This window comes from Pseudomonas sp. S3_A09, from assembly GCF_054668065.1.
This window is the reverse complement of sequence record NZ_CP162752.1, coordinates 3,705,439-3,717,488: the sequence shown is the minus strand read 5'-3', so window position 1 is coordinate 3,717,488 and position 12,050 is coordinate 3,705,439. Positions and strand designations below refer to the sequence as shown.

The window sequence follows — 12,050 nt, the reverse complement described above, 5'->3', positions numbered from 1 at the left end:
CTCAGAGGGTGGCGAAGGCTGCAACAGGGCTGGCGAGCAGGCCGACGCCCGCCAGGATCAAGGCCAGCCGTGGCCGATACGGCAACAACAGCACCAGCAGCAATGCGCTGAGCATCAGCACGGCGCACCACTCCACCAGGCCCTGGCCCCATCCGGCGACGTCCACCGCCGGCCAGATCGACACCACCAGCAGCATCCAACCGATCACACGCAAGCCCAGGCGTCGACGGGGCGAGGGTTTGCGGCGCAGTAACTCGCCGTGGTGACGGTCGGTGGACAGGCAGAGTGCGGTGAATCCGGCATAGCACATCAGCAGTGCGAGGAGCATTCAGTTGGCCTCCTGCTTCAGCGTCAATGGGCGTGCGCGCGCAGCCTTGGTCGCAGGCGCGGTGCGATGCTGCATCTTCCAGGCGGCCCACGCGAGGAACACACCGCTGGCCAGACACGTCAGGTCGAAACCCGCCATGGCCCAGTCGCCGGTTCTCAACGAAACACCGAGGTGGTGCGACGTCGTCAAGGCGTTGAGCAATGGAATGGCGCTAAACAGCAGCGCGCCAACGCTCAGTTGCTCGACCCAGCCCGGACGGCCTCGGCGCAGGACCGCATGCAACAGGCTCAGGCCCCAGGCGATGAAGAAGGTCTGCACTTCCCAGTCGGAACGCTCGGCGAAACTGACCGGCAACAACCGGTTAGCCCAGAAAAACGCCGCGATGGCGATCATCAACCCGGACATGCTGGCGATGTTCAGGACTTCCACCAAGCGTAATTCAAAAGGCATTGCCGCCGCTTTGGCATGTTTGAGCTGGCGCTTGCCGAGCCAGATCACCAGACCGGTGCCGATCATCGCCGTGCCCGCCAGGCCGCAGATAAAGTACAACCAGCGCAGCACCGGCCCGGCGAAATGCCCCATGTGCAGGCCATAGAACGTGCCGCCGATGGCAGCAGGAAGCGACTGCCCGCCACTGACCCGCAACAGCTCGCCGGTGGTGCCGTTGAAGGAGACGGTGCTGCCGAAGTCATGCACCACGCTGTCGGAACCCGCGCGGAACACATTGACCGAGGCGTTCACATCACTGGGGTTGTTCACAGCGACGCGCCCCACGTGGCCACCGTCCCATTGCGCCCGTGCTTGCTCGTACATCGGCGTCAGCGGCAGCAATGTGCCTGGCTGGCCCAGGGCTGGCGCGTTGTTGGTATTCGGAAACACTTCGCTGAAAAAGGCCCGGCTGTCATTGCCATAGGAAGCAATGATCGGGGCCGGCATCACCATGCTCATGAAGATCACCAGACTGCTGTAGGTAATCATCAGGTGGAAGGGCAATACCAGCACCCCCACCGCGTTATGCCCGTCGAGCCAGGAACGCTGGCCCTTGCGGGGGCGGAAGGTGAAGAAGTCCTTGAAGATTTTCTTGTGCGTGATGATGCCGGTGATCAAGGCGACGAACATCACCATCGCGGCGATGGTCGAGAGCCAGCGGCCCCAGGGATGGGGCATTTGCAGCTGGAAGTGGAACCGATAGAAGAATTCGCCGCCCATGCTTTCACGGGCTTCCACGGCCTGGCCCGTGACAGGGTCGAGGGTTTTCTGGATGAAGTTGCCGCGTTTGCCAGGGTCGACCTTGTCTTGCCACATCACCGACAGACCGGGGTCGCGGCTGTCCGGCAGGGTGATGAACCAACGCGCAGCGGTCGGCGCGACCTGCTGCAAATAGGTCTGGGCGGCCGTCAGACTGCGTGCATCGTCCAGGGCACGGGCCTGCACTTCAGGCTGCATCCAATGGCTGATCTCATCCTTGAAATACGCCAAGGTGCCTGTCAGGAAAATCGCAAACAGCAGCCAGCCAAAGATCAGGCCCGCCCAAGTGTGCAACCAGGCCATGGCCTGGCGGAAACCCTCTTTCATGTGCGCGCCATCCAGAAGCCCACACCCGCCAGGGTGGCAAATGCCGCGCTCGGTAACATCACGCCAAACCAGGCGCGCGCGGCGCTGCGGCAGGCGAAACACCAGAGCACGGCGAGCAGGTAGAACACGAACGAACTCATCATCCCGGTGATCACGGCATCAGCGCGGGAAGTGGGTATCCACAGCGCCAGGCAGATACTGGCCAGGGAGGCCATCAGATAACCGCCCACCACGGCAGCCAGCACGCGCGAGGTGACGGCGAGACGATAGGAGACGGGCAGCGAGGTTTTGCTTTTCATGCGGGAGGCGCCAGGTTCATCAGGTCGCAATATTAATGATAAATATTCTCACAAGCAAAACAGAACGGATGAAAGACCTGTCCCGACGGATTGCCGAAGCCAGTCTCCGCCCCTACAATGCGAACAATTCTTGTTCTCTAAAGCATGGCGATGCTTGTGGAGTGTCCGCGTTGAGCCCGCCCAATACCGTCGAAGTGTTGTACAACGACCATCACCACTGGCTCACCGGCTGGTTGCGACGCAAGCTCGGCTGCCCGGAAAGCGCCGCCGACCTGGCCCAGGACACCTTCATGCGCGTGCTCACTGCGCGGGAAGCACCCACGCTGATCGAGCCCCGTGCGTTCCTCACCACGGTCGCCAAGCGCGTACTGTTCAACTTCTACCGCCGCCAGGACCTTGAGCGCGCCTACCTCGACGCCTTGGCGCAGATGCCCGAGCACGTGGCACCGTCGGAAGAAGAACGCGCAATCATCCTGCAAACCCTGGTCGAACTGGACCAACTGCTCGATGGCCTGCCCGTCCAGGTCAAGCGTGCGTTCCTGCTGGCCCAATGCGATGGCCTGACCTACGCGCAAATCGGCGCTGAACTGGGTATTTCCATTGCCACCGTCAAACGCCACCTGAGCAAAGCGGCCATGCGCTGCTACTTCGCCCTATGAACTTCTCCACTCAAGTCGCCGAACAAGCCGTGCATTGGCTGGTGGAAATGCAGCACGGCGCGCTGAACCCACGCCAGCAAGCCGCCTGGCAGCAATGGTTGAACGCCCACAGCGAACACCAGCGCGCCTGGGACCACATGCAACGCGTCAACCAGCGCCTGCGCGGCATGCCCTCGCCACTGGCCCATGCGGCGTTGAATGCACCAACCTCCACCAGCCGTCGCCAGGCGTTGAAACTGCTGTTGATACTCGGCGCCGGTTCCGCTGCCGCCTGGAGCCTTCGCCAGCAACATATCCTGCCGCCACTGACCGCCGACTACCGCAGCCCCGTTGGCCAGCGACGCAAGGTGCAATTGGCCGACGGCAGCCAGTTGCAGCTCAATACCGGCAGCGCGGTGGATGTGCATTTCGATGGCCGACAACGGCTGATCCGCCTGCTTGAAGGCGAGATACTGCTCACCGGCCACGCAGCCGGTACGCCGCTGCAGGTGCTGACCGGCCAGGGGTTGCTCACCAGCCAGGCGGCACACATGAACGTGCGCCAGTTCAACGACCATACCCAACTGGCGGTCTTGGACGGTCGCGTCGAGGTGATGCCCACTACGTACAGCGGCCTGCCGCTGGCGGTCGACGCCACGCGCCAAGTCAATTTTACGCGCAAAGGCTGGGACACTCCGCGCCCCACCGACGCCAACAGCGGCGCCTGGGCGGACGGCATGCTGGTCGCCGCGCACATGCGCCTGGAAGATTTCCTTGGCGAACTGGGCCGTTATCGTCGTGGCCAGGTCAATTGCGATCCGCAGGTGGCCAACTTGTTGATCTCCGGCAGCTACCCTCTGGACGACAGCGAACGCATTCTCGACCTGCTGGAAGTCAGCCTGCCCGTGAAAGTGCGGCGCTTTACGCGGTATTGGGTGACGGTGCAGGCACGCGCCTGAAATTTATTTCAAAAACACTGAGCCGTTTTCCACCCCTCGCGTGACAGAGAAGGAAAGCCACCTTGATCCTTCCTTCTCAGGACCGCTCTTCATGCCCCAGCAACCGACGCTTCTTGCCCGCACTCTGCGCCAACTCCTACTCGGCGCCAGCTTGAGTCTTACGGCACTTCCCCCTGTGATGGCGGCCGATGCCAAGCCGTATCACATCGCCCCGACGTCGCTGGAAGCTGCGCTGAACCAGTTTGGGCGCGAAGCGGGCGTGCTGATTTCGTTCGGTTCAGAAGTCACGGCGGGCATGCAGAGCCGCGGTTTGTCCGGTAATTACGGCGCCGCGGACGGCCTGCAAAAGCTGCTGGAAGGCACCGGCCTGCAAGCCCGCGCCGAAGGCGACAATGCCTACAGCCTGCAACCGGCCACGGCACCGGCCAGTATCGAATTGGGCACGTCCAGCGTCGTCGGCGACTGGCTGGGTGACGCGGCGCAAACCCATGTGTTCGAACACCCCGGCGCCCGCGATGTGATCCGCCGTGAAGAGTTTGAACGCCAGGGCGCGACCCAAGCCAAGGACGTGCTCAACCGCATTCCCGGCGTAAATGCCCCGGACAACAACGGCACCGGCAGCCACGACATGGCATTGAACTTCGGCATTCGTGGCCTCAACCCGCGCCTGGCATCGCGCTCCACGGTGCTGATGGATGGCATTCCGGTGCCGTTCGCGCCCTACGGCCAGCCGCAGCTTTCCTTTGCGCCGATCAGCATGGGCAATATGGACGCGGTCGACGTGGTGCGCGGCGGCGGTGCGGTGCGCTACGGCCCGCAGAACGTCGGTGGTGTGGTCAACTTCGTGACCCGTGCGATCCCGGATGCCCCCACGGTCAAAGGCGGCTTGCAGACCGAAACCAGCCCGTCCTCCAGCCACGACGGCTTCAAGACCACCGGCAACCTGCTGGCCGGCGGCACCGCCGACAATGGCTTGGGTGGCGCGATTCTGTACTCCGGAACCCGTGGTGGTGACTGGCGCGAGAACAGCAACACGCGCATCGACGACCTGATCCTCAAGGGCAAATACCAACTGGATGACGCCAACAGCTTTAACGCCATGGCGCAGTACTACGAAGGCCAGGCCGATATGCCGGGTGGCTTGAACGTCGCGGACTACAAGGCGGATCCCTACCAGTCCACCCGCCCCTACGACAAATTCTGGGGCCGCCGTACGATGTTCAACGTCGGCTATCGTTATGAGCAGGACCGCCGCGAATTCACTGTGAACAGTTTCTTCACCAAGACCTTGCGCAGCGGTTACCTGGACCAGGGCACATTCCTTTCGCTGTCCCCGCGTGAATACTGGGTGCGTGGCATCGAGACCCGCTTCGCCCAAGGCTTTGACCTGGGCCCGACCAGCCACGAAGTGGGCGTCGGCTACCGATACATCAACGAGGCCGGCCACGAGCTGCGTTACCGCACGCCGATTGCCGCCAACCAGCAGATCCCCACTACCAACAGCCGCAACGACCGCGACACCCGTGGCGGCACCGAGGCCAATGCCTTCTTCGTCGATGACCGGATCGATATCGGCAAGTGGACCATCACCCCGGGCATTCGCTACGAGATTATCGAGTCGCAGCAGACGAACAACCTGACCAACGTCAAATACAAGGGCGACTACAACACCGCGCTGCCGGCGCTGAATGTGCTCTACCACCTCACCGACAACTGGAACCTCTACGCCAACACCGAAGGTTCGTTCGGCAGCGTGCAGTACAGCCAGATGCCGAACCGCGTGACCAGCGGCGAAGTGAAACCGGAAAAAGCCCGTACCTGGGAATTGGGTACCCGCTACGACGACGGCACCTTGCGTGCGGAAATCGGCGCGTTCCTGATCAACTTCGACAACCAATACGAAAGCAACCAGACCAATGACTCGGTAATTGCCCGTGGCGAAACCCGTCACCAGGGGATCGAGACCAGCATCAATTACGCGCTTGATGGTTTGAGCCCGGCGCTGGCGGGGTTCGATGTGTATGCCACCTACGCCTACGTCGACGCCACCATTCGCGAAGACGGCCCGAACAAAGGCAACCGCGTGCCCTTCTCCTCCAAGCACAAAGGCACCCTCGGCGTGGGCTACACCGAAGGCCGCTGGAAGCTCAACCTGGACAGCAGCTACCAGAGCAGCCAGTTCGCCGACAACGCCAACACCGAGAAGGAAACCGCCAACGGCGCCAACGGACGCATCCCTGGCTACATGCTGTTCAGCAGCCGTGCGGCCTATGACTTCGGCCCGCAGCTGTCGGACCTGAATGTGGCAGTGGGTGTGAAAAACATCTTCAACACCCAGTACTTCACCCGCTCGTTCGACGATAACAACAAGGGCAAATACGTAGGCGAACCACGCACGGTCTACGTGCAGACCTCTATCGCGTTCTAACGCCGCCCAAACGAAAACGGGCCTGCATATGCAGGCCCGTTTTTAGTGGAGCGTGATAAATCTATCAGCCGTTGAACACAGCGCGTTCTTTTTCGAGAAACTCCTGCTCAAGCTCGTCTTCATTGACTTTGGTGGTCGGCTGGTTTTTCCCGGCAGCGCGTGGCTTGCCTTGCAGTTTACCAAACAGATGTTCCAACGCATGTTCCAGCTTGGTGGCCGCACCGTCGATCGCCTGTTCCAGGGTATCGGCTTTGTGCAGCACGGACAGCGGTTGATGGCCTTTTGGCCGCGCTTCCAGGCGGCAACTTAAATCGTGGGGACCGGGCTTATCGCCGTTCTCATCCCGCAGGTAGACCTCCACTCGGGTCAGGTCTTCTTCGTAACGTTCGAGCGTGCTCTCAATGGTAGTACGTACCCACTCCTCCAGTCGGATGCTGCTTTCAATATGGTTATCGCTATTGACTTGGATTTGCATAGTTCTTCCCTTATTTCAGCTAGCTCGCGAGAGGTCACAACTGCAACACCGGGTCGGTGAAACCATGACCTCTTAACTACACAATTGAGCAGTCAGCAGAACAATTCAACCCCTTTGCAAAGATAAATCCCACATTACAAATTAAGTCTGACTACGAGCAAAAACACTGTTAGGGTGGGGAGTTAGTTACATCTTCTTACGCCCTGCGAACCTCATAATTGCCCCTCTCCCAACGGGTGCAATCCCCGGAAAATCCCCGCTTCTTCAACCAGCCAATCATGCACCGCGCGTACGCCCGGATGGCTCAGTGCGCCTGGCGCATACAGCAACACGTAACGCTTGTAGTTAGGCACGGCAAGCCCGAAGGGTACGATCAAGGTGCCACGCTCCAGCTCATCGTTGAGCAAGGTGCGTCGCGCAATGGCCACGCCCATACCGGCGATGGCGGCTTCGATGGTCAGGTGGTTGCGGTTGAAGGTGTGACCGCGTCGCACGTCGGCGTGGTGATAGCCGATAGCATTCAGGTAAAACTCCCATTCGGCGTACTCATAACTCCCACGCCAGGCGGTGATGTCGTGCAGCAACGGAAAATGCACCAGGTCGGCGGGACCATGCAGCGGCGGTCTGCCGCGCAGCAGGCTCGGGGCACAGACGGGGAAAATCTGCTCGTCCAACAGGGCTGTGGATAACAAGCCAGGGTAGCTGCCGTCGTTCAAGTCGATGGCCAGGTCGAAGTCGCCCTCATGCAGGGCGATGCTGCTGTCTTCAGCGACCATGCGCAGCTGGATATCCGGAAAGCGCTGCTGCAAACGCGGCAGGCGCGGGGTCAGCCACTTACCGAGAAACGACGGGATCGAGCGCAGGCGCAAGGTGCCGCTGATCATCCCTGCATCCAGGCGCTGCAACTCCGCGTCGATGCTGCCGTAGGCCTCGCCCACCGTGGCCGCCAACCGCTGCCCCTCGGCACTCAGCTCCACCCCACGCGCGCGCCGATGAAACAAGCGGAAACCCAATCGCTCCTCCAACTGGCGAATCTGCTGGCTCACCGCACCCGGTGTGATGTGCAGTTCCTCGGCACAGCGGGTGAACGACAAATGCCGCGCAGCACAGGAAAAAACGTGCAACCAGACATAAGTCTGGCCATGGAGGGGCCGGGTCATAGCGTTTAGTCCTGCTAAAGAGTGTCTTAGGATAATTCGTTGGTCAGTGCCGTTCCAGAGGCTCAGTATCACGCCAATTCCGCTCGCTCTACAAAACATGGCAGCGATTCCTACTCCATTGCTTGTAAGGCTTTAGCATGGCTATCAGTGTTTTCGATCTATTCAAAGTGGGCATCGGCCCTTCCAGCTCCCACACTGTCGGCCCGATGCGGGCGGCGGCAACCTTTGCCCAGGCCCTGATCGATCAACAATTACTGAGCCAGACTCGTCGTGTGGAAGTGCGCCTGTATGGCTCACTGTCCGCTACCGGTGTCGGCCATGCCACCGACCGTGCCTGCGTGATGGGCCTGATGGGCGAATGGCCGGACCGGGTCGACCCCACCTCGATCAATGCACGCATCCAGCAATTGCGCGAATCCGGCCGACTCTTACTCGCTGGCCTGCAGGACATTGCCTTCAACTGGCAACAGGATCTCCGACTACTGGACGAAAGCCTGCCCTACCACCCCAACGCCATGTCCCTGCACGCCTACGGCGAAAACGGCCTGCTGAGCGAGCAAACCTATTACTCGGTGGGCGGCGGTTTCATCATCGAAGCGGCGGAAGCGGCCTCGGGCATTGCGCCGACCAGCGATGTGCAATTGCCCTACGACTTTTCCAGCGCCGTGGAACTGCTGGCGTTGTGCAACAAGCACAGCTTGCGGGTTTCCGAGCTGATGATGGCCAACGAACGCGCCTGGCGCAGCGACGCCGACATTCGCAGTGGCTTGCTGCATATCTGGTCGGTAATGCGTGAATGCGTGGAACAGGGCCTGCGCGATGAAGGCATCTTGCCGGGAGGCCTGGACGTGCCCCGTCGCGCGGCGAAACTGCACCGCAGCCTGCTGGAAATCGGCAAGCCGAATGTCATCACCTCGACCTTGTCGGCCATGGAGTGGGTCAACCTGTTCGCCCTCGCCGTCAACGAAGAAAACGCCGCCGGTGGGCGCATGGTCACCGCACCGACCAATGGTGCTGCGGGCATCATCCCCGCTGTGCTGCATTACTACATGAAGTTCAACGCCGAGGCGTCCGACGACGACGTGGTGAATTTCTTCCTGGCTGCCGCTGCTGTCGGCATCCTCTGCAAGAAAAACGCCTCGATCTCCGGCGCCGAAGTCGGCTGCCAGGGCGAGGTGGGCTCTGCCTGCGCCATGGCCGCGGCCGGCTTGGCCGATGTCCTCGGCGCCACCCCCGAGCAACTGGAAAACGCCGCCGAAATCGGCCTGGAGCACAACCTCGGCCTCACCTGCGACCCGGTCGGCGGCCTGGTGCAAGTGCCCTGCATCGAGCGCAATGCCATCGCGGCGGTCAAGGCAATCAACGCCACGCAAATGGCCCTGCGCGGTGACGGCAAACACTTCATTTCTCTCGACCGGGTGATCCGCACCATGCGTGATACCGGCGCCGATATGCATGACAAATACAAAGAAACTTCACGGGGCGGCCTGGCGGTCAGCTGGGTGGAGTGCTGATCGGAGCACCTCTACCCGCCCCAACGTGAGCCCGCGCAAAAATAATAACGAGGCAATACCGATGACCGATGTACGTACACCTGCTGCTGAAAATCCCGCTGCCACAACAACCGTGACCACCGGCTGGACCCAATACGACACCACCTGGATGCTGGGCCTCTACGGCACCGCCATCGGTGCCGGTACCCTGTTCCTGCCGATCAACGCCGGCGTCGGCGGCTTCTGGCCGCTGATCGTGCTGGCACTGCTGGCCTTCCCGATGACCTTCTTCGCCCACCGTGGGCTGACGCGCTTTGTGTTGTCGGGCAAATCCGGCGACATCACCGAAGTGGTCGAAGAGCACTTTGGCGTCGGTGCGGGCAAGCTGATCACCCTGCTGTATTTCTTCGCCATTTTCCCGATCCTGCTGGTGTACAGCGTGGCGCTGACCAACACCCTGGGCAGCTTCATGGAACACCAACTGCACATGACCCCACCGCCTCGGGCGATTCTGTCGCTGGTGCTGATTCTTGGCCTGATGGCCATCGTGCGCTGCGGCCAGGGCGTGATCGTCAAGGCCATGAGCGTGTTGGTGTACCCGTTCGTCGCGTCCCTGCTGTTGCTTGCGTTCAGCCTGATTCCCAACTGGAACGGCGCATTCTTCGCCTCCGCCGGTGATGGCATGCCCATGCCGCTGTTCTTCAAGACCCTGTGGCTGGCAATTCCGGTGATGGTATTTTCCTTCAACCACTCGCCGATCATCTCCGCGTTCGCCGTCGACCAGAAACGCGTGTACGGCGCGCAGGCCGAGCGCAAAAGCAGCGGCATCCTGGCCACGGCCCACGGCATGATGGTGCTGACCGTGATGTTCTTCTGCTTCAGCTGCGTACTGGCACTGTCGCCGGCCGACCTGGCAGCCGCCAAGGCCCAGAACATCTCGATCCTGTCTTACCTCGCCAACCACTTCCAGACGCCAGTGATCGCCTACGCCGCACCGCTGATCGCGCTGGTGGCCATTACTAAATCCTTTCTCGGCCACTACATAGGCGCCAGCGAAGGTTTCCAGGGCTTGATCGTCAAATCCCTACGGGGGCGCAATCGCTCGATGTCGGCCAAATGGCTGGAGCGTTGCACCGCGCTGTTCATGGTGCTGACCTGCTGGGCCGTCGCCACCTTCAACCCGAGCATCCTGCGCATGATTGAAACCATGGGCGGGCCGATCATCGCGTGCCTGTTGTTCCTGATGCCGATGTACGCGATTCGCCGCGTGCCATCTCTGCGCAAGTACTCGGGCCAGGTCTCCAACGTATTTGTGGTGGTGATTGGATTGATTGCGCTGTCTGCGATCGTTTTTTCCGTCCTGCCCTGAAACAGATCACTGACCGAAACGACAATACCGAACAAATGTGGGAGCGGGCTTGCTCGCGAACGCGGTGTATCAGCTAATGAATACTCGGCTGAAGGACCGCATTCGCGAGCAAGCCCGCTCCCACATTGGCCCCTTACCGCCTGAAAGATCTCTATACGGCACGGCCCTTGCTGTACAGCTTATGAGGGAAACGGAATTTGGCCGATGGTCAGGAGACGCGAACTAATCCCGACACCGGTCGTCAATGACTGCATGTTCTTATTAGGCGGTACGCACCATGGACAATCCTTTTCAGATCATCACCGACACATTCACTCCCGAATATCGCGTCAACCTGAGCATCCAACGCTTGGACGGCAGCATCATGCTGACCCTCTCCAACGAACAAGGCGTGGTGGCCAAGCGCATGATCAGCGCCGAACAGCGCAATGACCCAAAGCGGCTAAAACGCCTGGTGCAAAGCATCCAGTTCGGCATCGCCATCGAACAGGGCCACAGCGCCATGGAGATCCTGGCGATGATGACGGATGGCGATCACAAGGTCCTACAGCGACCGCCGACCCGCGCCCTGCCGTTCAGCGTCGGGCTTTAAAGCTCGCCCTTCTCGGTCTCCTGGCTCGCCTCGCCCTTGCGACGCGGGCCTTCGACCTTCACCGATGGGAAGGCTGACGACGCGTAACGCACGACCAGAATCGCAAACGCCAACAGCAGAATCCCACCGCACAAATAGATGATTCCCACATCAGGTGGGTTGTGGTGCGACACGTTGGAGATCAGCAGACGCGTCAGCGCGGTGATCGCCACGTAGATCAGGAAGCGCACCGGCATATGGTTGGTCTTGAAATAAATCCCGACCATAGCGCCCAGTTCCAGGTAGATGAACAGCAACAAGATGTCATCGATCTTGATGTGCCCGTTCTCCAGCATCCCCAAAAATTCCATCACCGCCGCCCAGGCCGTCACCGCACCAATGGCGAACAGCGCCAGGTAGTGAAACGACTCGACAAACAGATTGCCCAGTGACTCGGCCAGCCCGTGTACTTGCTGGCGCAGCCTTTCGGCCCAATTGATCTTCACGATGATGCTTCCTTAGGTCGACTCGACCGGATAATGCGGGTTAGACGTGACGGTTGTTCTGCATGCAGAAAAAAGGCCAGGGGCAGGTATAAGATGATGGCGGGGTGACATGAGGCACTCCAAACCTGTATTTACGGGCTACATTAAAAAACTGCTACCCAAACCCGAGGGTTTGGCTTACTCTTTTTACTGTATATAAATACAGCACTCTAGCGACACCCGAACACAAGGGCTACTCCCCTTCACTAC

12 protein-coding genes are annotated in these 12,050 nt (G+C 60.6%); 6 read left to right on the top strand and 6 right to left on the bottom strand.

Features of this window, described 5'->3' with window-relative positions; all coding sequences use genetic code 11:
• Position 1: 1 nt before the first annotated feature.
• Genes AB4N92_RS17345 through AB4N92_RS17335 form a run of 3 tightly spaced genes read right to left on the bottom strand, consistent with a single transcriptional unit; the run spans position 2 to position 2,202 of the window.
• Positions 2-328: a DUF3325 domain-containing protein gene (locus AB4N92_RS17345; RefSeq protein WP_021491827.1), complete on the bottom strand. Its 327-nt coding sequence runs from the start codon at positions 326-328 to the stop codon at positions 2-4.
• Complete coding sequence (locus AB4N92_RS17340) at positions 329-1,903, bottom strand: PepSY-associated TM helix domain-containing protein (protein ID WP_044286680.1); 1,575 nt, start codon at positions 1,901-1,903, stop codon at positions 329-331. It lies immediately after the preceding gene.
• Positions 1,900-2,202, bottom strand: a complete 303-nt coding sequence (locus tag AB4N92_RS17335) for a DUF3649 domain-containing protein (RefSeq protein ID WP_010212901.1) — start codon at positions 2,200-2,202, stop codon at positions 1,900-1,902. The genes AB4N92_RS17340 and AB4N92_RS17335 overlap by 4 nt, the downstream gene beginning before the upstream one ends.
• Before the next feature lie 170 nt (positions 2,203-2,372).
• Here AB4N92_RS17335 and AB4N92_RS17330 point away from each other — a divergent pair, with 170 nt between their 5' ends.
• From AB4N92_RS17330 to fecA, 3 genes are all read left to right on the top strand, one after another.
• Complete coding sequence (locus AB4N92_RS17330; protein WP_010212902.1) at positions 2,373-2,861, top strand: sigma-70 family RNA polymerase sigma factor; 489 nt, start codon at positions 2,373-2,375, stop codon at positions 2,859-2,861.
• Positions 2,858-3,799 carry a FecR domain-containing protein gene (locus tag AB4N92_RS17325; RefSeq protein ID WP_042571695.1) on the top strand — a complete coding sequence of 314 codons (942 nt, stop codon included), beginning with the start codon at positions 2,858-2,860 and terminating at the stop codon, positions 3,797-3,799. The genes AB4N92_RS17330 and AB4N92_RS17325 overlap by 4 nt, the downstream gene beginning before the upstream one ends.
• A 91-nt stretch (positions 3,800-3,890) precedes the next feature.
• Positions 3,891-6,227 carry a TonB-dependent Fe(3+) dicitrate receptor FecA gene (fecA, locus tag AB4N92_RS17320; protein WP_029529237.1) on the top strand — a complete coding sequence of 779 codons (2,337 nt, stop codon included), beginning with the start codon at positions 3,891-3,893 and terminating at the stop codon, positions 6,225-6,227.
• A 64-nt stretch (positions 6,228-6,291) separates the two neighbouring features.
• Here fecA and AB4N92_RS17315 read toward each other — a convergent pair whose 3' ends face one another.
• Positions 6,292-6,702: an HPF/RaiA family ribosome-associated protein gene (locus tag AB4N92_RS17315; RefSeq protein ID WP_010212906.1), complete on the bottom strand. Its 411-nt coding sequence runs from the start codon at positions 6,700-6,702 to the stop codon at positions 6,292-6,294.
• A gap of 212 nt (positions 6,703-6,914) precedes the next feature.
• Complete coding sequence (locus AB4N92_RS17310; RefSeq protein ID WP_010212907.1) at positions 6,915-7,862, bottom strand: LysR substrate-binding domain-containing protein; 948 nt, start codon at positions 7,860-7,862, stop codon at positions 6,915-6,917.
• Positions 7,863-7,999: 137 nt separating this feature from the next.
• On the opposite strand from AB4N92_RS17310, the gene AB4N92_RS17305 reads away from it, so the two are divergent.
• From AB4N92_RS17305 to AB4N92_RS17295, 3 genes are all read left to right on the top strand, one after another.
• Positions 8,000-9,376, top strand: coding sequence for an L-serine ammonia-lyase (locus AB4N92_RS17305; protein WP_236266903.1), 1,377 nt, complete (start codon positions 8,000-8,002; stop codon positions 9,374-9,376).
• 61 nt (positions 9,377-9,437) lie between these two features.
• Positions 9,438-10,724, top strand: a complete 1,287-nt coding sequence (locus AB4N92_RS17300) for a serine/threonine transporter (protein ID WP_010212910.1) — start codon at positions 9,438-9,440, stop codon at positions 10,722-10,724.
• A 277-nt stretch (positions 10,725-11,001) separates the two neighbouring features.
• Positions 11,002-11,316 (top strand): DUF3509 domain-containing protein, encoded by a 315-nt coding sequence (locus tag AB4N92_RS17295; protein WP_010212911.1) that lies wholly within the window; start codon positions 11,002-11,004, stop codon positions 11,314-11,316.
• On the opposite strand, the gene AB4N92_RS17290 is transcribed toward AB4N92_RS17295, so the two are convergent.
• The gene (locus AB4N92_RS17290) at positions 11,313-11,801 is read right to left on the bottom strand and encodes a phosphate-starvation-inducible protein PsiE (protein WP_010212913.1); all 489 of its coding nucleotides are present in this window, start codon (positions 11,799-11,801) and stop codon (positions 11,313-11,315) included. The genes AB4N92_RS17295 and AB4N92_RS17290 overlap by 4 nt on opposite strands.
• Positions 11,802-12,050 lie beyond the last annotated feature (249 nt).